Annotated in this window: 18 protein-coding genes; 10 read left to right on the top strand and 8 right to left on the bottom strand. The window is 51.8% G+C overall.

Features of this window, described 5'->3' with window-relative positions; all coding sequences use genetic code 11:
- Nucleotides 1-60: 60 nt before the first annotated feature.
- The 3 genes from GBAG_RS14800 to GBAG_RS14790 form a co-directional block, all read right to left on the bottom strand.
- Nucleotides 61-252, bottom strand: a complete 192-nt coding sequence (locus GBAG_RS14800; RefSeq protein WP_034459091.1) for a YpfN family protein — start codon at nucleotides 250-252, stop codon at nucleotides 61-63.
- A 159-nt stretch (nucleotides 253-411) separates the two neighbouring features.
- On the bottom strand, nucleotides 412-1,539 hold the full coding sequence (gene dapE, locus GBAG_RS14795; RefSeq protein WP_034497551.1) for a succinyl-diaminopimelate desuccinylase: 1,128 nt from the start codon (nucleotides 1,537-1,539) through the stop codon (nucleotides 412-414).
- A gap of 4 nt (nucleotides 1,540-1,543) precedes the next feature.
- Entirely contained in the window at nucleotides 1,544-1,900 is a 357-nt protein-coding gene (locus tag GBAG_RS14790) for an ArsC family reductase (RefSeq protein ID WP_034497549.1), read from the bottom strand.
- A gap of 410 nt (nucleotides 1,901-2,310) precedes the next feature.
- Between GBAG_RS14790 and ypfM the strand changes: the two genes are divergently transcribed.
- On the top strand, nucleotides 2,311-2,370 hold the full coding sequence (gene ypfM / locus GBAG_RS22795) for a protein YpfM (protein WP_087867655.1): 60 nt from the start codon (nucleotides 2,311-2,313) through the stop codon (nucleotides 2,368-2,370).
- Between the two features lie 99 nt (nucleotides 2,371-2,469).
- On the opposite strand, the gene acrD is transcribed toward ypfM, so the two are convergent.
- From acrD to narQ, 3 genes are all read right to left on the bottom strand, one after another.
- Complete coding sequence (gene acrD / locus GBAG_RS14785) at nucleotides 2,470-5,586, bottom strand: multidrug efflux RND transporter permease AcrD (RefSeq protein WP_034497547.1); 3,117 nt, start codon at nucleotides 5,584-5,586, stop codon at nucleotides 2,470-2,472.
- Nucleotides 5,587-5,722: 136 nt separating this feature from the next.
- A complete protein-coding gene (gene narP, locus GBAG_RS14780; RefSeq protein WP_034497544.1) occupies nucleotides 5,723-6,367 on the bottom strand; it encodes a nitrate/nitrite response regulator protein NarP in 645 nt (214 codons plus the stop codon).
- Nucleotides 6,368-6,398: 31 nt separating this feature from the next.
- A complete protein-coding gene (narQ, locus tag GBAG_RS14775) occupies nucleotides 6,399-8,114 on the bottom strand; it encodes a nitrate/nitrite two-component system sensor histidine kinase NarQ (protein WP_034497541.1) in 1,716 nt (571 codons plus the stop codon).
- A gap of 196 nt (nucleotides 8,115-8,310) precedes the next feature.
- Between narQ and aegA the strand changes: the two genes are divergently transcribed.
- From aegA to GBAG_RS14735, 8 genes are all read left to right on the top strand, one after another.
- Nucleotides 8,311-10,308: a formate-dependent uric acid utilization protein AegA gene (gene aegA, locus GBAG_RS14770; protein ID WP_034497538.1), complete on the top strand. Its 1,998-nt coding sequence runs from the start codon at nucleotides 8,311-8,313 to the stop codon at nucleotides 10,306-10,308.
- Between the two features lie 230 nt (nucleotides 10,309-10,538).
- The gene (gene napF, locus GBAG_RS14765; RefSeq protein ID WP_034497536.1) at nucleotides 10,539-11,030 is read left to right on the top strand and encodes a ferredoxin-type protein NapF; all 492 of its coding nucleotides are present in this window, start codon (nucleotides 10,539-10,541) and stop codon (nucleotides 11,028-11,030) included.
- Nucleotides 11,020-11,283, top strand: a complete 264-nt coding sequence (napD, locus tag GBAG_RS14760; protein WP_034497534.1) for a chaperone NapD — start codon at nucleotides 11,020-11,022, stop codon at nucleotides 11,281-11,283. Before napF ends, napD begins: the two co-directional genes overlap by 11 nt.
- Nucleotides 11,280-13,766, top strand: a complete 2,487-nt coding sequence (gene napA / locus GBAG_RS14755; RefSeq protein WP_034497530.1) for a nitrate reductase catalytic subunit NapA — start codon at nucleotides 11,280-11,282, stop codon at nucleotides 13,764-13,766. The genes napD and napA overlap by 4 nt, the downstream gene beginning before the upstream one ends.
- Nucleotides 13,767-13,776: 10 nt before the next feature.
- Nucleotides 13,777-14,214, top strand: a complete 438-nt coding sequence (napB, locus tag GBAG_RS14750; RefSeq protein ID WP_034497528.1) for a nitrate reductase cytochrome c-type subunit — start codon at nucleotides 13,777-13,779, stop codon at nucleotides 14,212-14,214.
- Nucleotides 14,215-14,222: 8 nt separating this feature from the next.
- Nucleotides 14,223-14,825: a cytochrome c-type protein NapC gene (gene napC, locus GBAG_RS14745; RefSeq protein WP_034497527.1), complete on the top strand. Its 603-nt coding sequence runs from the start codon at nucleotides 14,223-14,225 to the stop codon at nucleotides 14,823-14,825.
- 166 nt (nucleotides 14,826-14,991) lie between these two features.
- Nucleotides 14,992-15,567, top strand: a complete 576-nt coding sequence (gene nudK, locus GBAG_RS14740) for a GDP-mannose pyrophosphatase NudK (RefSeq protein ID WP_034497524.1) — start codon at nucleotides 14,992-14,994, stop codon at nucleotides 15,565-15,567.
- Nucleotides 15,568-15,714: 147 nt separating this feature from the next.
- Nucleotides 15,715-16,758 carry a DUF1176 domain-containing protein gene (locus GBAG_RS14735; protein ID WP_034497522.1) on the top strand — a complete coding sequence of 348 codons (1,044 nt, stop codon included), beginning with the start codon at nucleotides 15,715-15,717 and terminating at the stop codon, nucleotides 16,756-16,758.
- A gap of 143 nt (nucleotides 16,759-16,901) precedes the next feature.
- Here GBAG_RS14735 and tkt read toward each other — a convergent pair whose 3' ends face one another.
- On the bottom strand, nucleotides 16,902-18,899 hold the full coding sequence (tkt, locus tag GBAG_RS14730; protein WP_034497521.1) for a transketolase: 1,998 nt from the start codon (nucleotides 18,897-18,899) through the stop codon (nucleotides 16,902-16,904).
- 21 nt (nucleotides 18,900-18,920) lie between these two features.
- Nucleotides 18,921-19,871, bottom strand: coding sequence for a transaldolase (tal, locus tag GBAG_RS14725; protein WP_034497519.1), 951 nt, complete (start codon nucleotides 19,869-19,871; stop codon nucleotides 18,921-18,923).
- Nucleotides 19,872-20,129: 258 nt separating this feature from the next.
- Between tal and maeB the strand changes: the two genes are divergently transcribed.
- Nucleotides 20,130-22,409, top strand: coding sequence for an NADP-dependent oxaloacetate-decarboxylating malate dehydrogenase (maeB, locus tag GBAG_RS14720; protein ID WP_034497516.1), 2,280 nt, complete (start codon nucleotides 20,130-20,132; stop codon nucleotides 22,407-22,409).
- Nucleotides 22,410-22,522: the final 113 nt, after the last annotated feature.

Raw genomic sequence — 22,522 nt, 5'->3', positions numbered from 1 at the left:
TGAGAGGATAGATCGGTTTTCCCCCTCTCCTGGAGGAGAGGGCCGGGGTGAGGGCGAAACTTAAGGCTTTTTCTTCGGGAAATCATCTTCGTCATCCCACTTATCGTTAAAGTCACGATGTGGAGGAAGCTCAGGTTTATTCGCCATATATTTCTTCGGATCAATACGTTTCAGATCCTTAATAACATTAAGGAAAATGCCAAGTAGCAGCACCAGTACGATGATCCACCAGTAATGCGATAGCCATTCCATGCTCATACCTCTTTCGCCTTCTTACTTGACGTTGTTGCGGCGTTAGCTGCACTCACTTACCCGAATCACTTACTCAAGTAAGCTCATCGGGATAAGCTCTCTGGCTGCCTTGCTACAACGCCAATTAATTTGGCGATTGTTAATGTTAATTGCGACCTGTCAGGCGACAAGTTGCTCCATAATACGTTGATACATACGGGCAAGAAGTTGCAGGTCAGCGGCGTTAACACACTCATTAATTTTATGAATAGTCGCGTTCACTGGCCCCAGCTCCACCACTTGTGCCCCCATCCGCGCGATAAAACGTCCATCGGATGTGCCGCCAGTGGTCAACAGTTGCGGCCTGATTTCATTATAGTGCTCAACTGCATTCACTACCGCATCCACTAACTTTCCGCGTGACGTGAGGAACGGTTGACCTGAAAGCCACCAGTCCAGCGTGTAACGCAACTCATATTTGTCGAGCAGAGCAATCACGCGCTGTTTGATATCCTCGTCGGTCAACTCTGTGCTGAAACGGAAGTTGAACTGGACGAACATATCACCTGGAATCACGTTGTTGCTGCCAGTGCCCGCCTGAACATTGGCAATCTGCATACTGGTCGCCGGGAAGAATTCGTTGCCTTTGTCCCACTCAATCGTGACTAACTCGTTCAACATCGGTGCTGCACGGTGAACCGGGTTATCAGCCAGATGCGGATAAGCGACGTGGCCTTGCACACCATGAATCGTCAGGTTGCACGTTAATGAACCACGGCGGCCGTTCTTCACCACATCACCCACGACTTCGGTACTGGACGGCTCGCCCACCAGGCAGTAATCGAGCCTTTCGTGGCGTGCCATCAGCGTTTCGACGACTTTTACCGTGCCATTTTTTGCACTGGCTTCTTCATCGGAAGTAATCAGGAATGCCAGGCGGCCTTTGTGGTGCGGGTACTGTGCAACGAAACGCTCGGCAGCCACTACCATCGCCGCCAGCGAACCTTTCATATCCGCAGCGCCACGGCCAAATAACATGCCATCGCGAATAGTCGGTTCAAACGGCGGGTTAATCCAGCGGTCAGCGTCACCAGAAGGCACGACATCGGTATGACCAGCAAACGCCAGCGTTTCGCCTTTTCCTCGCCATGCCCAGAAGTTTTGTGTGTCGCCAAAATCCATATGCTCGATGGTAAAACCGATGGCACGTAGTCGCTCAATCATCAGCGCCTGGCAGCCAGCGTCGTCAGGGCTGAGGGAAGGGCGGCGGATAAGCTGTTGCGTCAGCTCAATAACCGGGCAAGACATAGGACTATACCTCGTTGATAAACTGCTGATAGTTCGATTCATTGAAACCCAGCAGCATAGGCTGCCCTGGCGCGTAGAGCAATGGGCGTTTGATGATTGCTGGCATTTCGAGCATCAGCTTCGCTGCGGTTTGTGCATCCGTAATGCTTGCGCGATGCGCTTCGTCGAGCTTACGCCAGGTCGTCCCACGTGTATTTAGCAATGCTTCCCACCCGAGTTCCGCGATAAAACTATTCAATAATTCGGCATCAAGGCCGTCAACGCGATAATCATGAAATTGATATTCCACCCCTTGAGTTTCCAGGTAGCGTCGGGCTTTCTTGATGGTGTCGCAGTTTTTTATACCGTAGAGAATTATCACGGAGTTAATCCTTATCTTTAAAAAATGATTTTTTATGCAGGTAATCAGAATAATTAAAATGATAAAAAAGTCGCAAGGAAAAATATAACCTGGTTGCTACTCTAAAGGTTAGGTAATAGTATTTTTTTCCGGGCTGATTAATTACTCACCATTCACTGCAACACTTTTCTGATCCTCTGGTTGCGGCGACAAGTCAGATTTTTAGTGACTTCCAGGGCGAATTCTTAAAGTAGATGAAACATTTTGTTTCAGGTGCTTTGTCACATTTTTAATTACCTGTTCAGCTAATAATTAAGCCAATACGCAGTCGACTCTCAATATTTGATGATAGCCAGCGAAGCCGCAAAGTAACGTGGCTTCACTCCAGGGAAGGGATTACGTATAATGAGAATAGAAATAGAGAGGCGGTTATGATTGAACACGAACTAGGGAACTGGAAAGATTTCATTGAAGATATGCTTCGTAAATGATCTGACCGGGTATAAAAATCTCAAGGGCATGATGCTCTTATTTCAATATTCCTTTGAGCCAAACAAAAAGCGACCCGTTTAAGGTCGCTTTTTTGTGGGTTAGTTTTCAGAATGTTCTTTGAGCGGGAATCTTCTGCGTACCAGCACGAAGAATAACGGTACGAAGAATATAGCCAGCACTGTCGCCGAAATCATTCCGCCCATCACCCCGGTCCCAACCGCGTGCTGGCTACCGGAACCTGCGCCGCTGCTGGTAGCCATCGGCAGAACACCGAAGATAAACGCCAGTGAGGTCATTAATATCGGGCGTAAGCGCTGGCGGCAGGCATCAAGTGTTGCCGCTACCAGTTCACGACCTTGCGCATTCATATCGTTAGCAAACTCAACAATTAATATGGCGTTCTTGGCGGCAAGACCGATGACCGTCAACAGTCCTACCTGGAAGTAAACATCGTTTTCCAGGCCGCGCATCCACGTTGCCAGCAGTGCACCAATCACGCCCAATGGCACCACCAGCATCACCGAGAATGGCACAGACCAGCTCTCATACAGTGCCGCCAGACACAAGAACACCACCAATAACGAGATGGCGTACAGCGCCGGAGCCTGCGCCCCAGATAGCCGTTCCTGATAGGACATTCCCGTCCATTCGAGGCCAAAACCTGGCGGTAACTTCTGCACCAGGGTTTCCATCACTTGCATCGCGGTCCCGGTACTGACGCCTGGTGCCGCTTCACCAACAATTTCTAATGCGGAGTAGCCGTTGTAACGCTCAAGGCGAGGCGAGCCGGTTTCCCAATGCGAAGAGGCAAACGCGGAGAAAGGCACCATTCCGCCATCTTTATTACGTACGTACCACTGGTTAATGTCTTCCGGCAGCATGCGGTATTTCGCCCCCGCCTGCACATACACCTTCTTCACTCGGCCACGATCCATGAAATCGTTCACGTAGCTCGAACCCCAGGCGGTTTGCAGCGTGTTATTGATATCATCAATAGATACTCCCAAGGCCTGCGCTTTACGCTGATCGATATCGATCTGCATTTGCGGGCTGTCGTCCAAACCATTGTGGCGAACGCGGGTCAGCAATTTTTCGTCGCCAGCCATCTCCAGCAATTGATCGCGCGCCTGCATTAACGCATCGTGCCCGGCACCCGCGTGATCCTGCAATTCCATATCAAAACCTGCCGCGTTCCCTAAACCGCTTATGGCTGGTGGGCTGCTGGCAATCACGCGCGCTTCTTTTATCTCACGGAAGGCTTTGGTTGCCCGTTCGATAATGGCAAACGAACTGGCCGTTTTCGGGTCGCGTTCATCCCAGTCTTTCAGGCGCACAAACATACGAGCCACGTTTTGCCCGTTACCGCCAGGGCCTGAACCGATGGTCGCAAACACCGACAGCACGTTATCTTTCTCTTTGGTCAGATAATATTGCTCGAGCTTTTCAACCACTTTGGTGGTTTGCTGCTGTGTGGCGCCGCTCGGTAATTGTATTGAAGTGGTGAATACACCCTGATCTTCCAGCGGCAGGAAGGAGGTCGGCAAGCGCAGGAACAAGAACACCATACCGCCAATCAGCAGCACATAAATTAGGATCCAGCGCAGGCTGTGCGCCAGAATCTTGCCAACACCCGATTCATAACGGGCCGCATTGCGGTTAAACATGCGGTTAAACCAGCCGAAGAAACCTTTCTGACCGTGATGTTCACCTTTATGCAGTGGCTTTAAAATCGTGGCGCACAATGCGGGAGTCAGGATCATCGCCACCAATACCGACAACACCATGGCCGACACAATCGTTATCGAGAACTGGCGGTAAATCGCCCCGGTGGTGCCACCAAAAAAGGCCATAGGTACAAACACGGCGGAAAGTACCAGCGCAATCCCAACCAGTGCGCCCTGAATCTGGCCCATGGATTTTCGTGTTGCTTCTTTGGGCGATAATCCTTCCTCGCTCATGATGCGTTCAACGTTTTCCACTACCACAATGGCGTCATCGACCAATAAACCGATGGCCAGAACCATCGCAAACATGGTCAGGGTGTTGATGCTGTAGCCGAAGGCATAGAGCACGGAAAACGTCCCCAACAGCACCACTGGTACGGCGATGGTGGGAATCAGCGTGGCGCGGAAGTTTTGTAAAAACAGATACATGACGAGGAACACCAGCAGGATGGCTTCCAGCAGCGTTTTCACCACGTCAATAATTGAGGCTTTCACGAATGGCGTGGTTTCGTAAGCGATTTTCGCTTCCAGACCATGAGGGAAATATTGCGATAACTCTTCTATTTTGGCGCGTGCGAGCTTATCGGTTTCCATCTCGTTAGCACCCGACGCAAGTTTGATCCCAAGGCCCGACGCGGGCTGGCCGTTGTAACGGCTGAGAAAGTCATACTTCTCGGCACCCAGTTCAACTTCTGCCACATCGCCTAACGAAACCAGCGAACCATCCTGATTGACACGCAACGTAATATCTTTGAATTCCTGTGGCGTTTGCAGCAGCGACTGGGAGTTAATCGTGGCGTTGAGAGCCTGCGTATCAACTGAGGGTGTGCCACCTAATTGACCGACGGCAATTTGCGCATTCTGCGATTTAATCGCATCCACCACGTCTTGCGTGGTCATCTGGTAGCTGGTGAGTTTGGTCGGATCAAGCCAGATACGCATCGAGTATTGCGAACCATAGGCGTCTACGTCGCCCACGCCATTGATACGGCTGATCGGGTCCTGAATATTACTGGCAACATAATCGGCGATATCTTGCTTATCCATGCTGCCATCGGTGGAAACAAAGGCCACCATCAAAATATTGGTATCACCCGTTTTCCTGACGGTAACACCCTGGGTTTGCACAGCCTGCGGCAATTTACGCAATGCGGATTGCAACTGGTTTTGCACCTGTTGCACCGCTTCGTCAGGATCGGTCCCGGCTTTAAAACTCAGCGTAATAGTAGCCTGGCCGGTACTGCTGCTTTGGGAGGACATGTACATCATGTTGTCCAACCCGGTCATATTCTGCTCGATAACCTGCGTTACCGTGTTTTCCAGAGTTTGTGCAGATGCACCAGGGTAGTTTGCAGTAATGCGCACATTCGGCGGCGCGAGGTCAGGGTATTGCTCAACGGGAAGCGAAAAAATGGCGAGCAAGCCGGTGAGGCACAAAATAATGGCCAACACCCAGGCAAAAATGGGGCGATTGATAAAGAAATTCGCCATTCAGTCAGGACCTCGTCAGTACTTCAGATTATGATTTTTGGGTAAGCCGTCACTGTAGCCTTAACTGCAAGTCCAAACGTGGAGAAATTGAGGAGATAATGTAAATTATCTTCGTCCTTTGTAGTGCCTGAGCGGCCTAAAAGCCCCGACTTTCAAGGAACAGCACTGTCGCCGCAACTCGGGATCGCACCTGAAGTTTACGCAGTAAATTGCGAATATGAACCTTCACCGTTTCTTCTGAAATATGCAAGCCGGAGGCAATTTGCTTATTCGATAAACCTCGGGCGACTTCCTGCAATACGTCCAGTTCGCGTTCGGTCAGTACGGCGAACGGGTCATCGCTGCGCTTATCGGTGCCGCGGTTGCGTAAATATTCCGCGACCTGCTCGCTGTAAGCTTCGCCTTCGGTGGCCCCACGGCGAATATCATCGAGCAACACATCTGGTTCGCTATCTTTGAGTAAGTATCCGTCGGCACCCGCATCAATCAGTGTGAAAATATCGCTGCGCGAATCAGAAACTGTTAGCACGATAATGCGCGCACTGACGCCGTCACGGCGCAGCGCGTTTAACGTATCCAGCCCGCTCAAGCCTTTCATATTTAAATCGAGCAAGATCAGGTCGGGCGCCAGACGGTTAGCCATACTAATCGCTTCGGCACCGCTACTGGCTTCACCCACCACACAAAAAGTGTCATCAATTTCCAGCAACTGGCGAATGCCACGGCGCATTAAAGGATGATCATCGACGATTAATACCTGACAGACAGTTTGCTCATTCATAACAACTCCCAGAACTTTCACATTATTATCGTTATGGATTTACGGTTGTTTCGCTGGTCGCTAAATCCCCTGGCGGCGAGCGAAAATTCATCGTAATCAACGTCCCACCCGAATCAGGACGGGAAATAGTCAACTCGCCACCTAAACGCGCGGCGCGTTCATGCATAATATTTAATCCGTAATGCCCTTCGGGTTCCGTCAGGCTGGCAATCCCGGTTCCATCATCAAAAATATTCACGGTATGAATTCCTGATACGGATGTATTACAGCTTACGGATATTTTACGGGCTTGCGCATGTTTAATCGCGTTTAAAACGCCTTCACGAATAATCTGCAACAAATGCACCTGTTGGGAGGCATCCAGCGCCTGAGTCGGAATATCGCAATCAAGCGTAATGATGGCATCGGTCTGGTTGCGTAGCGGAGCAATCATCTCTTGTAACGCAGAAGGCAAATCGGCCTGCTGGAGTGTCAGACGGAACGTCGTCAGTAATTCGCGTAACTGGCGATATGCGTCATTCAGCGCCTGGGAGAAATCATTAATAATGCGCTGCGCAGGCTGATTTTCAGCTGGAACCGTGCGTTTTAATAGCGTCAGTTGAATGCGCAAATAAGAGAGCACTTGCGCCAGTGAGTCGTGTAGCTCCCGGGCAATCGTCGCGCGCTCTTCCATCAACAGTAACTGCTGATAATGTTTTTGCGCCTGGTTGAAATACAGGCCGCGCCCCAGCATGTTCGCCAGGCTTTGCATCAGCGGCAGTGGGGGGACGCCCTCTGCTGCCTGCCAGCGCAGCAATCCTAACTCTTTTTGCTCAAGAACAATCGGCAAGGTCTGCCATGACTCGCTGTCTTGCTCTTCACCGTCGTGAATTTTCCAGTTTTCGCCAGTTTTCATCTCCAGATAATTAACCGGTGTTTTCTGGCGTACCTGTTGCAAAACGCGCTCGAAACACTGTTTATCGATAGTGCTGACGGTCAGCGCTTGCGAGCAGGCGTACAGCACTTCCAGGGTGCGGTTCGCTTCCTGCAAATCCCGCGTTTTTTCTTGCACGCTTTCTTCAAGCGTTCGATAGAGTTTTTGTAATTCGCCCGACATGCGTGTGAACGTTTGCGACAGCAGCCCCAGTTCATTGGGCAATTGTGTATTCAAAGGAGGGTGATCAAATTCGCCACGCTCAATGGAGGCACTGGCTTCCATCAATTTATTCAGCGGGGCGACAACCTGATGGCGAAAGCGGCGCAGCGTGAAAAACACCAGCGTGAAAATCGCAATAAAGCCGACTACTGAGGCGAAAACCACCTGCATCATTTTGCGCTCGGCATAATGTTGAAGCGCCAGGACAAATAAATCGATTTGCTCAACGTAGCCGGAAATATGCGCCTGATACCACGCTAAATCTCCGTTGCGAATATGCTCCACCATCTCCAGCCAGGCATAATTAATCACTTTGAAGCGATTCCGAACTTCGGCTGGCACCCAGAATTTCTCCGTTTTCAATAAGGCGGGAGAACTCAGCGACTGGGCATATTGCTCAAGATGCTTATCTAATTCTCTGCGGTCGCCCTGCAAATCATATCCCAGACGATAGCTTTGCATGCGCAATGAACCCGCAACGTTGACGGCTTCGGCGTCACGTAAACTGCTGGCGAGCGTCAGCATCGCAATGCCTGTAGAAAGCAGCGATAGCAGAACAATGTAAAAGAAGGCGCGGGCCAGGCTCGTTGAGACCGAGCGTTTTACTATCACCTGTCAATATCCTGAGAATTATGGAGGAGGAAACGATGTTTCATTAAACACGAAAAGAAATTGATCCGTACCAGGTTATTGTCAGATTTCAATGCAAACTGGGCAAATGACCATTGCCAGTTAATAGTTTGCCAGGTCATAACATATCCCCATAAAAAGTAAGCCTCCTGTTTGTAATAACGGGCAAAGGGGTAAAATGAATCGTTTTGTTCTTGCCAATGCTCAGCAGTGTATCGGGTGTCATGCTTGTGAAGTGGCCTGCGTGATGGCCCACAATGAAGAAAAGCATGTTCTGACCAGCCAACAATTTCAGCCGCGCATTTCGGTGGTAAAGCATGAAGGACGGCGCAATGCCGTGACATGCCGCCATTGTGAAGATGCGCCGTGCGCCAGCAGTTGCCCGAATGAAGCCATCTCGAAGGTAAGCGACAGCGTGCAGGTGAATCAGCAAAAATGTATTGGCTGCAAATCCTGTGTGGTGGCGTGCCCGTTTGGCGCGATGCAAGTTATCACCGTTCCAGTGAATGATGGGCGGTCCGTTAAAGCCAATGCCCATAAATGTGACTTATGCCAACACCGTGAAAGTGGCCCTGCCTGCGTAGAAAATTGCCCGAGCAAGGCGCTGAAATTAATCAATAGTGAAACCCTGGCTGCGCTGGCGAAATCCCGACGTTTACGCTCGGCGGCGCAAGAGTCGCAGCCGTGGCACAGTACCGCACAGCAAATGGCGCAGCAGCAATCATTGGGGGCGGATTTAACCAAAACCAACAAAATGCGCATGACGCCGGCACGCCAGGACCCGGACAAAATTGAGCTGGTACGGCGCAAAACAGGCTTCGACGAAATCTATTGTACCTTCGATAAAAACCAAGCGGAAAGCCAGGCTGACCGCTGCCTGAAATGTGGCAATCACAGTATTTGCGAGTGGACTTGCCCGCTACACAACCATATTCCGCAGTGGATTGAGCTGGTCAAAGAGGGGCGCGTGCTGGAAGCAGTAGAACTTTCACATCAGACCAACTGCCTGCCAGAAGTCACCGGGCGCGTTTGCCCACAAGACCGCTTATGCGAAAGTGCCTGTACGCTTAAAGACGAATATGGCGCAGTCACCATCGGCAACATTGAACGCTATATTTCTGATAATGCGTTTGCCAGCGGTTGGACGCCGGATCTTTCCTATGTGAAACCAACAGACCGTCGCGTAGCGGTGATTGGCGCGGGGCCAGCCGGGCTTGCCTGTGCCGATATTCTGGCGCGTAACGGTATTAAAGCAACGGTGTTTGACCGCCATCCGGAAATCGGTGGCTTGCTGACGTTTGGCATTCCGGCGTTCAAGCTGGATAAATCGCTGTTAAGCCGTCGCCGTGAAATCTTCAGTGCGATGGGCATTGAATTCAAACTCAATTGCGAGATTGGCCGTGATATCTCGCTGCAACAGGTTCTGGCCGATTACGACGCGGTGTTTGTCGGCGTGGGAACGTATCGTTCTATGAAAGCCGGGCTGCCAAACGAAGACGCGCCGGGCGTTTACGACGCGTTGCCGTTCCTGATTGCCAATACTAAACAGGTGATGGGTTTACCTGAGCTTGAAGACGAGCCGTACATCAACATGGCGGGCAAGCATGTGGTCGTCCTCGGCGGCGGTGATACGGCGATGGACTGCGTGCGCACCTCAATTCGCCACGGCGCTGAGCAAGTCACCTGCGCTTATCGCCGTGACGAAGCCAACATGCCAGGCTCCAAAAAAGAGGTGAAAAATGCCCGTGAAGAAGGGGCGCAGTTTGAATTTAACGTCCAGCCGTTGAACATTGAGCTGAATGACAGCGGGAGTGTGATGGGGATTCGGATGCTGCGCACCCAAATGGGTGAACCGGACGAACAGGGCCGTCGCCGCCCGGAGCCTATTGCCGGTTCTGAATTTGTCATGCCAGCAGACGCGGTCATTATGGCGTTTGGTTTCCACCCACACGGCATGCCGTGGCTGGAGGAGCACAGCGTAAAACTGGATAGCTGGGGCCGAATTATCGCCAGCGTTGAAGACAAAATACGTTTCCAGACCAGCAACCCGAAAATTTTTGCTGGTGGCGATGCGGTGCGCGGTGCCGACTTAGTTGTGACCGCAATGGCGGAAGGGCGTCATGCCGCTGCGGGGATAATGGAGTATCTGAACGTTGCGCCTCAACGCGTGAATTAATCGACAAACTCACCCCGACGTAAAGCCGGGGTGAGTGTTTGTTTTACAAACCGAATTCCTTTTTGATCCCACACCGGTATTTACCCCTAAAGGGTGATGCCTCTACCACCCCTTCGTCACATAACGTATCACCTAATAAAAACCCGTAGAAAACTACGGAAATAACACAGAAGTGTTTGCCGATTTCTTGCATGGCGAAATCTGGCACTTGTGATGCAAGGATGTGCTTTATGGCTAATTTTTCCCGACGTGGATTACTCACCGGGAGCTTTCAACGCTCCTCGACAGCTTTTCGCCCGCCCTGGAGCGGGGACGAACAACATTTTCTGGTGGATTGCACGCGCTGCAATGCCTGCTTATCGGCCTGCGAAACCCGTGTGTTAAGACGCGGCCAGGGCGGATACCCCGAAGTTAACTTTGAGCGCGGCGAATGCACATTTTGCTACGCCTGCGCGCAAGCCTGCCCGGAAAAACTGTTTCTTACGCGTGAGGTTTCACCCTGGGAACATACGTTATCGATTGGCGATAATTGCCTGGCTAAAAACAGCGTCGAATGCCGTAGCTGTCAGGATATCTGCGAACCGCAGGCCATCTCGTTTCGCCCGTCATTATTGGGTATCGCACAACCTTTAGTTAACCACACCGATTGCACCGCCTGCGGCGCATGCATCTCCGGTTGCCCGGTTTCCGCCATCACGATGAGGCACGCAAATGCAAGCTAACTGGCACGTCGCAGGCCTGGTGGTTCAGGCCCAACCCCAAAATATTCTTGCGGTGAGCGCCGCATTAAACGAGCTACCGGGCAGCGAAGTCGCGGCAAGTGATGCTGAACACGGCAAATTGGTGGTGGTTATGGAAGCAGAACGTAGTGACGTGCTGCTAAATCAAATTGAGTCAGCACGCAATATTGCGGGCGTGCTGGCGGTGTCGCTGGTTTATCACCAGCAGGATGAGCAAGGTGAGGAAACACCATGAAACTCAGTCGTCGTAGCTTTATGAAAGCGAACGCTATTGCAGCCGCGGCGGCCGCCGCTGGCCTTAGCGTACCGAGCGTTGCCCGTGCGGTTGTCGGGCAACAAGATGCCATTAAATGGGATAAAGCCCCGTGCCGTTTTTGTGGCACCGGTTGTGGCGTATTAGTCGGCACTCAGGATGGACGTGTGGTGGCAAGCCAGGGCGACCCGGATGCGCCGGTTAACCGTGGCCTGAACTGCATCAAAGGCTACTTCCTGCCAAAAATCATGTACGGAAAAGACCGCCTCACGCAGCCGCTACTGCGCATGAAAGACGGCCAGTACGATAAAGAAGGCGAGTTTGCTCCCATCACATGGGACCAGGCCTTCGACATCATGGAAGAAAAATTCAAAACCAGCCTGAAAGAGAAGGGGCCAGAAGCGGTCGGCATGTTCGGCTCCGGGCAATGGACGGTTTGGGAAGGTTACGCCGCATCAAAATTATTCAAAGCGGGTTTCCGTACCAATAACCTTGATCCTAATGCTCGTCATTGCATGGCTTCTGCGGTGGTCGGCTTTATGCGTACCTTTGGTATGGATGAGCCGATGGGCTGCTACGACGATATCGAGCAGGGCGATGCTTTCGTGCTGTGGGGATCGAACATGGCGGAGATGCATCCGGTTTTGTGGTCGCGCATCACTAACCGCCGCCTGTCGAATGAAAACGTTGAAGTCGCGGTACTTTCTACCTTCCAGCATCGTAGTTTCGAGCTGGCAGATAACGGCATGGTGTTTACGCCACAAACCGACCTGGCGATCCTTAACTACATCGCCAATTACATCATTCAAAACAATGCCATCAACGAATCATTCTTTAAGCAGCATGTGAATCTGCGTAAGGGCGTGACGGATATTGGCTATGGTTTACGCCCAACGCATCCGTTAGAAAAGGCCGCTAAAAACCCGGGTTCTGATGCTTCCGAACCGATGAGTTTTGAAGATTACAAAGCGTTCGTTGCCGAGTACACGCTGGAAAAAACCGCGCAGATGAGCGGCGTGCCAGAAGACCAACTCGAAGCGCTCGCGAAGCTTTATGCCAACCCGAATAAGAAAGTGATTTCTTACTGGACGATGGGCTTCAACCAGCATTCCCGTGGCGTGTGGGCCAACAACCTCGTTTACAACATCCACCTGTTGACCGGCAAAATTTCTCAGCCAGGCTGCGGGCCGTTCTCGCTAACCGGGCAGCCATCTGCGTGTGGTACGGCGCGTGAAGTGGGCACTTTCTCTCACCGCCTGCCTGCTGACATGGTGGTGACGAACGAAAAGCACCGCCAAATCGCAGAAAATATGTGGCAACTGCCTGCGGGAACTATTCCTGCAAAAGTCGGTTTACATGCCGTAGCACAAGACCGCGCGCTGAAAGATGGCAAGCTCAATGTCTACTGGGTGATGTGTAACAACAACATGCAGGCCGGACCGAACATTACCGAAGAGCGTATGCCGGGCTGGCGCGATCCGCGCAACTTCATCATCGTTTCCGATCCATATCCGACGATCAGCGCCTTGAGCGCGGATCTGATCCTGCCAACCGCCATGTGGGTGGAAAAAGAAGGCGCATACGGTAACGCCGAACGCCGCACTCAATTCTGGCGTCAGCAGGTTAAAGCGCCGGGTGAGGCAAAATCCGATCTCTGGCAGCTGGTTCAGTTTGCGAAGCGCTTCAAAGTCGAAGAAGTGTGGCCTGCGGAACTTGTCGATCAAAAACCAGAATATCGTGGCAAAACGCTGTTCGACGTGCTTTTCGCTAACTCTAACGTCAGCAAATTCCCGGTGACTGAACTGGCCGAAGGGCAGTTGAATGACGAATCCCATGAATTAGGTTTCTACCTGCAAAAAGGGTTGTTCGAAGAGTACGCCGCATTTGGGCGCGGCCACGGCCACGATCTTGCGCCGTTTGATGATTACCACAAAGCACGCGGCCTGCGCTGGCCGGTGGTCGATGGCAAAGAGACGCTTTGGCGCTACAGCGAAGGGCATGACCCTTACGTGAAAGCGGGTGAGGGTTTCAAATTCTATGGCAAACCAGACGGAAAAGCGGTGATTTTCGCGCTGCCATTTGAGCCTGCGGCAGAGTCCCCTGACGAGGAATATGACCTGTGGTTATCCACCGGACGCGTTCTGGAACACTGGCATACCGGCAGCATGACGCGCCGCGTACCGGAACTGCATCGTGCGTTCCCTGAAGCACTGCTGTTTATCCATCCGCTTGATGCCAAAGCGCGTGATTTGCGCCGTGGCGACAAAGTGAAAGTGCTGTCGCGCCGTGGTGAATTGATTTCGATTGTTGAAACACGTGGCCGCAACCGTCCACCGCGGGGACTGGTGTACATGCCGTTCTTCGACGCCGCGCAACTGGTGAATAACCTGACGCTGGATGCAACCGATCCGCTTTCCAAAGAGACGGATTATAAAAAATGCGCTGTGAAACTGGCGAAGGTGTAAGGGGGGTATCATGAAAAACAGAGTGTTATTCAAATGGATGGCTGCATTAACGCTGCTGATCAGTGGTGCGTTATGGGCGGCAAACGGGGTTGATCTCACGCAATCACCAGAAGTTTCCGGTACCCCGGAAGGCTCAGTCAAAATGCCAAAACAACAGGGCCGTATGGCGCTGAACTATGTGAATCAGCCGCCAATGATCCCGCACAGCGTTGACGGTTATCAGGTTTCCAAAAACACTAACCGCTGCCTGCAATGCCACGGCGTTGAGCATTACCGCACGACGGGCGCACCGCGAGTCAGCCCAACACACTTTATGGACAGCGACGGTAAAGTGCTTTCTAACGTCGCCCCGCGCCGTTATTTCTGCCTGCAATGCCACGTTCCACAAACCGATGCGGCACCGATTGTCGAAAACACATTCACGCCGTCTAAAGGCTTTGGAAACTAGAGGCCATTATGGATAAATCAACCCGAAAACCCGGCATCATCCGTCGTATATGGCAGTGGTGGCGTCGCCCGAGCCGCCTGGCACTTGGCACGTTATTGCTGATTGGTTTCGCTGGTGGGATTATTTTCTGGGGCGGCTTTAACACCGGCATGGAGATGACAAACCGCGAAGAGTTCTGTATCGGTTGCCACGAAATGCGCGCCAACGTCTACGAAGAATATATGCAGACGGTGCACTACAACAATCGCAGTGGCGTGCGGGCAACCTGCCCGGACTGCCACGTTCCACATGAGTGGGGGCCAAAAATCATACGTAAGATTCAGGCCAGCAAAGAGTTGTATGCTAAAGCATTTGGCTTAATCGACACGCCGCAAAAGTTTGATGACCATCGCCTGGCGATGGCGCAAAACGAGTGGCGAAGGATGAAAAACAACAACTCGCAAGAGTGTCGCAACTGCCATAACTTCGATTACATGGATTTCACCGCGCAGAAAACCGTGGCGGCGAAAATGCATGATAAAGCGGTCAAAGACGGGCAGACCTGTGTGGATTGCCATAAGGGGATTGCGCACAAACTCCCGGATATGGGCGAAGTGAAGAACGGTTTCTAACCCCTTCGTAGGTCGGATAAGCGTCAGCGTCATCCGACACCAGAGGTGTAAATGGTGGATGACGCCTACGGCTTATCCACCCTACATTTTGCCTTTACAACGAGATTGATAACCACCATATCAAAGCCTATGATTATCGGCTCCCCTAACTCACTGTGGAGACGGTATGTCGATTAAAATTGAAGTCATCAAAGATAAAATCCTCTCAGATAATTACTTCATCCTGCGCAATATCACCTACGATCTATACCGTAACGAAGCCGAAGCTATCCGCCACAAACGAGAAGTCTATGACCGCGGTAACGGTGCGACCATGCTGCTCTATAACCGTGATAAAAAAACCGTGGTACTGACACGCCAGTTTCGTGTTGCAACATGGGTAAACGGTAATCCTGACGGCATGTTGATTGAAACCTGCGCGGGATTGTTGGACGCCGACGAACCGGAAGTGTGTGCGCGCAAAGAAGCTATCGAAGAAACCGGCTATGAAGTAGGGGAAGTCGAAAAAGTCTTTGAGCTATATATGTCGCCAGGCGGCGTGACCGAGCTGATTCACTTCTACATGGCGGAATTCAGCGACGCCCAGCGTGAAAATGCCGGTGGCGGTATTGATGATGAAGACATTGATGTACTCGAATTGCCTTTCACACGCGCCCTCGACATGGTGGCAACAGGTGAAATTCGTGACGGAAAAACAGTCATTCTGTTACAGCAATTGCAGCTCCGTGGAATTATGGGTTAAAAGCATTTAAATTCAATGGATTACGGGTTTGTTATTTAAGGTGAATCTATCCGATAAATCCGATTGAGCGCAAACGTTAACCAGACGAAGATATCGCCACATTTTGTACATTAAATTCTCTTCGTCTTTTCAGGATATGTGTCGCCAATGGGTTTCCGGATTAATTCGCTGTTTCTCTTTTTATTCTTTATAGCGAGCTCCGTTTTCGCGGCACCTGCACAAAAGTCTTTTTCCGATTGGCAAGTTACCTGCAACAACCAAAATTTTTGTGCGGCCCGTAACACTGGGCTGCATCAAGGATTAGTCATGACGCTGACCCGCAGTGCGGGTGCGCATACCGATGCAACGCTGAGAATTGATCTCGGCAATATGACCATCACAGAACCTAAAGCGCCGCCGATTGCGCCGCGCCTGTTGGTAGATGGTGAACCGTTGACGTTGGACTTAGCGAAATGGCAGGAAACAGCGCACCATCTCAAAACCAGCGATGCGGACGCGATTAACAGCTTTCTCGATAAAGTGGCGAACGCCGATGCGATTACGCTGGCGAATGGTCGGGGAAGTATTTCACTTGCGGGCCTGAAAGCGTCATTGCTATTTATTGATAGCCAGCAGCAACGCGTAGGCAGTGAAACGGCCTGGATTAAGAAAGGTGACGATCCGCCGCTGAGCGTGCCGCCTGCGCCCGCACTCAAAGAAGTCACACTGACAAACCCTACACCAACGCCTTTAACGCAGAAAGAACTGAGTGATCTGCTGGATTACGGCACATGGCGCATGAACAACAGTCAGTGCTCGCTAGATCCCGCCCGTCGTGAAGTTCGTGTGTTTGCGCTCAGTGATGATAAAGCTTTGCTGATGACCGGTTGCGAAGCGGGCGCTTACAACGTGGTCGATCTCGCCTGGGTGGTATCGCGGCAGAAACCCTTTGCGGCACGACAAATTCGCTTAAAACTGCCGTTTACGCCGGGGAGTGGAAACACTGAACTTGAGCTGATGAACGCCGGGTATGATGAAACGAACAAAGAGCTGATGACGCTTGCGAAAGGACGTGGCATCGGCGATTGCGGCGTTGCGACGCGCTGGCGTTTTGATGGACAGCGTTTCCGCCTGGTGCGTTATGCCGAAGAACCGGCGTGCGATGAGTGGAACAGCAATGCGTCGTGGCCCACACTTTGGGTTACGAAGTAATCCCCGTTGTCTTTCAAGTTGCAGGTGTGTTGGCTACGTTCACTCACCCGAATCCCTTACTCAAGTAAGCTCATCGGGATTCGTTCGCTTGCCGCCTTCCTGCAACTCGAAATCCATAGGGGATTCACAATATTTATTTTCGATTAAACGCCCAAAACCTTCTTCGCTTTCGCCACCACATTCTCGGTGGTAAAACCAAAGAATGGGAACAACTTATCGGCAGGGGCTGATTCACCGTAGGTTGTCATGCCGACAATCGCCCCTTTCAAACCCACATATTTGTACCAGTAATCCGCAATACCGGCTTCTACGGCGACACGTGCAGCCACATCAGAAGGCAGTACGGACTCGCGATATGCTTCATCCTGAGCATCAAATATGTCCGTTGAAGGTAGCGAAACGACGCGCACTTTGTGGCCTTCGGCGGTAAGTTTATCCGCAGCAAGCGTCGTGATCTCCATCTCCGAGCCGGTAGCAATCAGAATGACATCTGGTGCGCCGTCGCTATCTTTCAGGATATAACCGCCACGGCTAATCGCTATGACTTGCTCCGGCGTACGATCCATTTGTGCGAGGTTCTGGCGCGAAAGAATCAGTGCCGTAGGGCCATTGTGACGCTCGATAGCCGTCTTCCACGCAACCGCCGCTTCCACCTGATCACACGGGCGCCAGGTACTGAAATTCGGCGTCATACGCAGGCTGGCAAGTTGTTCTACCGCCTGGTGTGTAGGGCCGTCTTCGCCCAGTCCAATCGAGTCGTGGGTATAGACCATGATCTGCCGTGCTTTCATCAGAGCTGCCATACGCGCCGCGTTGCGGGCGTATTCCACAAACATCAGGAACGTTGCGGTGTAGGGCACGAATCCGCCATGGTGTGCAATCCCATTCGCGATAGCGGTCATGCCGAATTCGCGTACACCGTAGTGAATGTAATTCCCGGCGAGATCCTCTTTAATGGATTTGGACTCTTTCCAGATGGTCAGGTTGCTGGGCGCTAAATCTGCCGAGCCACCGAGCAATTCCGGCAGGCCTGGGCCATACGCATTCAGCGCGTTTTGCGAGGCTTTACGGGTAGCGATTTTTTCTGGATTAGCCTGCAATTTTTCAATGAAGTTTTGTGTGATTTCCTGCCAGTTCTCTGGCATTTCACCGTGCATCCGGCGGTTAAACTCAGACGCTAAATCAGGATGAGCTTTGGCATAGGCCGCAAATTTATCGTTCCATGCGGCTTCTGCTTTCTCGCCTTTTTCTTTGGCGTCCCAGGCTTGATAAATCTCTTTCGGGATTTCAAACGCCGGATAATTCCAACCCAATTGTTTACGCGCGAGCGCGACTTCCTGCTCGCCGAGTGCCGCGCCATGCGCCTCTTCTTTACCGGCTTTATTCGGTGAGCCAAAACCGATAATCGTGCGGCAGATAATGAGCGACGGCTTGTCTTTCACGCTCTGCGCTTCTTCAATCGCTTTCTTCACGGCTTGCGGATCGTGTCCGTCAATTTCATGCACCACGTGCCAGTGATAAGCCTCGAAACGTTTGGCGGTGTCGTCGGTAAACCAGCCTTTAGTTTCGCCATCAATGGAAATCCCGTTGTGATCGTAGAAACCGATGAGCTTGCCGAGGCCGAGAGTCCCCGCCAGCGAGCAAACTTCATGAGAAATGCCTTCCATCAGGCAGCCATCACCCATAAATACGTAGGTGAAGTGGTCGACGATTTCGTGGTCGGGGCGGTTGAATTGCGCCCCCAAGGTACGTTCAGCAATCGCCATCCCTACAGCGTTTGCTAAGCCCTGGCCGAGTGGCCCGGTGGTTGTTTCAACACCGGGCGTATAGCCAATTTCCGGGTGACCGGGGGTTTTGGAGTGAAGCTGACGGAAGTTTTTCAACTCTTCCATCGGTAAGTCATACCCGCTCAGATGCAACAGGCTGTAAAGCAGCATCGAGGCGTGGCCGTTAGACAGAATAAAGCGGTCACGGTCAGCCCATGTGGGGTTCGTCGGGTTATGGTGCAGGAATTCATTCCATAACACTTCGGCGATATCCGCCATCCCCATCGGTGCGCCAGGGTGGCCCGAATTCGCTTTTTGTACCGCGTCCATACTCAGGGCACGAATGGCATTAGCAAGCTCTTTACGAGATGACATGTTTCACTCCGTGGTTGTCGTTCAAAGTTTGGCGGCGAGTAAATCTTCCAGTTTTCGTTGATCAATGGCGAACAGGCGAATGCCTTCTGCCAGTTTTTCTACTGCCATTGGGTCCTGATTATGTTCCCAACGGAAATCCGCTTCGCTAATCGGTTCCGGACGGCGGAAGCCCTGTGAACCGGGGACTAATTTGCGCACCACTGGTTCTTCGCTTTCCTGCAACTGTTGCAGCAGGTTAGGGGCGATAGTCAGGCGGTCGCAGCCCACCAGCGCCAGAATTTGTTCGGTACGGCGGAAACTCGCGCCCATCACAATGGTGCTGTAATTGTGCTGCTTAAAGTAATCATAGATATTGCGCACCGATTTGACGCCCGGATCTTCTTCAACCACATACGGGTCCATCGGTTTGCGTGCCTGATACCAGTCGTAAATACGCCCGACGAACGGTGAAATCAGGAATACGCCCGCTTCGGCACAAGCACGCGCCTGGGCAAAAGAGAACAGCAGCGTCAGGTTGCAGTCGATGCCTTCTTTTTGCAGCTCTTCCGCGGCACGAATACCTTCCCAGGTTGACGCAAGCTTGATAAGAACTCGTGATTTATCAATGCCAAGTTCTTCATATAGCGCAATTAAATGGCGGGCTTTGGCGATGCTTTTTTCTTTATCAAACGAGAGGCGGGCGTCCACTTCTGTTGAGACGCGTCCAGGAATGCTTTTCAGAATTTCCGCACCAAAATTGACTGCCAGTTTGTCACAGGCTTGCGCCACCTGGGCTTCTTGCGTGCCACCGCCTTTCTTTCCATAGGCAATGGCATCATCAATCAGTGATTGATAGTGCTCCAGACCCGCTGCTTTCAGTAATAGCGAGGGGTTGGTGGTCGCATCAATAGGTTGGTAATGGCGGATAGATTCGATGTCACCGCTGTCGGCAACAACGGTGGTGAATTTCTTAATACTGTCTAGCTGACTCATAACTATCTCCTTGATATACAGATTGTTACTTGAATACTCCATGTCATTCGCGACGAAAATTCATCGTTGGCATAACTAAAAAGCATAGCAGATAGGTCTGGCATTGTTGTTAATGGTAGCTAACATAGTCACTCTGATTTTCTAACATTTTTACCTGACGTTGCTGATAGTATGGCGACGTTCAAAGTTTAGAGAGCGCGCAAGCGCGATACTACTAGGCCTTACCGACCCTTTAGAGTGATAAAAAGGAACGAAGAAATGGATGAACAACTGAAGCAAAGTGCCCTCGATTTTCATGAATTTCCTACTCCCGGAAAAATTCAGGTATCCCCAACCAAACCTTTAGCCACCCAGCGTGATCTGGCTTTGGCTTACTCTCCGGGCGTGGCGGCACCTTGTCTTGAGATAGAAAAAGACCCATTAGCGGCCTATAAATACACGGCGCGTGGCAACCTGGTCGGTGTGATTTCTAACGGCACCGCGGTGCTGGGATTGGGTAATATCGGTGCGCTGGCGGGCAAGCCAGTGATGGAAGGTAAGGGCGTTCTGTTCAAGAAATTTGCCGGTATTGATGTATTCGATATCGAAGTCGATGAAATGGACCCGGACAAACTGATTGAGGTGATTGCTGCACTCGAGCCAACGTTTGGCGGCATTAATCTGGAAGATATCAAAGCGCCAGAGTGCTTCTATATCGAGAAAAAACTGCGCGAACGCATGAACATTCCTGTGTTCCACGACGATCAGCACGGCACCGCAATTATCTGTACCGCGGCGGTGCTCAACGGCCTGCGTGTGGTCGAGAAGAATATCTCTGATGTGCGGTTGGTAGTTTCTGGCGCGGGTGCGTCTGCCATTGCCTGTATGAATCTGTTGGTGCAGTTGGGTATTCAAAAACACAACATTGTGGTTTGCGACTCGAAAGGCGTTATCTACAAAGGCCGTGAAGAAAACATGGCGGAAACCAAAGCGGCTTACGCGGTGGAAGATAACGGCAAACGCACGCTTGATGAAGTCATTGAAGGCGCGGATATTTTCCTCGGCTGTTCTGGCCCGAAAGCTATGAGCCAGGAAATGGTCAAGAAAATGGCGCGTGCGCCACTGATTCTGGCGCTGGCTAACCCGGAGCCGGAAATCCTGCCGCCGCTGGCAAAAGAAGTGCGTCCGGACGCGATTATTTGTACCGGCCGTTCTGACTTCCCAAACCAGGTCAACAACGTGCTGTGCTTCCCGTTCATCTTCCGTGGCGCGCTGGATGTCGGTGCAACTGCGATTAATGAAGAGATGAAACTGGCGGCCGTGCACGCGATTGCAGAGCTGGCTCACGCCGAGCAAAGCGACGTGGTGGCTTCTGCTTACGGTGAAGAGGAGCTGACTTTCGGCCCTGATTACCTGATTCCAAAACCGTTCGACCCGCGTCTTATCGTGCAAATTGCACCGGCTGTGGCGAAAGCGGCAATGGACACCGGTGTGGCAACGCGCCCGATTCAGGATTTCGATGCTTATCGCGAAAAACTGACCGAGTTCGTCTACAAAACCAACTTGTTCATGAAGCCGATTTTCTCCCAGGCGCGTAAAGATCCGAAACGCGTGGTGCTGACTGAAGGTGAAGAAGCGCGTGTGCTGCATGCGACTCAGGAACTGATTACGTTAGGGCTGGCGAAACCGATTCTGATTGGCCGCCCGGCGGTTATTGAAATGCGCCTGAAGAAACTTGGGCTGCAAATGCAGGCTGGGCGCGATTTCGAAATCGTGAACAACGAATCCGACCCACGCTTCAAAGAGTACTGGAACGAGTACTACAACATCATGAAACGCCGTGGTATCACACAAGAGCAGGCGCAACGTGCGGTGATCAGCAACACGACGGTTATCGGCGCAATTATGGTTCATCGCGGTGAAGCGGATGCCATGATTTGCGGCACTATTGGTGAGTATCACGAGCATTTCTCCGTGGTGGAAAAACTGTTCGGCTACCGTGAAGGCGTGAAAGCCGCCGGGGCGATGAACGCACTGTTGCTGCCAAGTGGTAACACCTTTATTGCAGATACCTATGTGAATGACGATCCATCGCCGGAGGAGCTGACTGAAATCACGTTGTTGGCGGCGGAAACGGTGCGTCGTTTTGGTATTGAGCCAAAAGTCGCGCTGCTTTCACATTCCAACTACGGTTCTTCCGATTCAAAAGCCGCCTGCAAAATGCGTGCGACGCTTGAAATGGTGCGTGCGCGTGCGCCTGAGTTGGAAATCGACGGTGAAATGCACGGTGACGCCGCGCTGGTGGAAAGCATCCGTAACGATCGTATGCCAGACAGCCCGCTGAAAGGTTCGGCAAATATTCTGATCATGCCAAACGTCGAAGCGGCGCGTATCAGCTACAACTTGCTGCGTGTTTCCAGTTCTGAAGGGGTTACTGTTGGGCCAGTATTGATGGGCGTGGCGAAACCGGTGCATGTATTAACACCGATTGCGTCTGTTCGTCGTATTGTGAATATGGTAGCGCTGGCGGTGGTTGAGGCGCAGACGGTTCCGCTTTAAGTATCGGACGCCCTCATCCCGGCCTTCTCCCCCAGGAGAAGGGGAGAATCGGACCACTCCCTCTCCCCCAGGAGAAGGGGAGAATCGGACCACTCCCTCTCCCTCAGGGAGAG

It is taken from the genome of Buttiauxella agrestis ATCC 33320 (assembly GCF_000735355.1).
Classification (GTDB): domain Bacteria; phylum Pseudomonadota; class Gammaproteobacteria; order Enterobacterales; family Enterobacteriaceae; genus Buttiauxella; species Buttiauxella agrestis.
The sequence above is the reverse complement of the archived record's forward strand: the minus strand, read 5'-3'. Positions and strand labels throughout refer to the sequence as shown.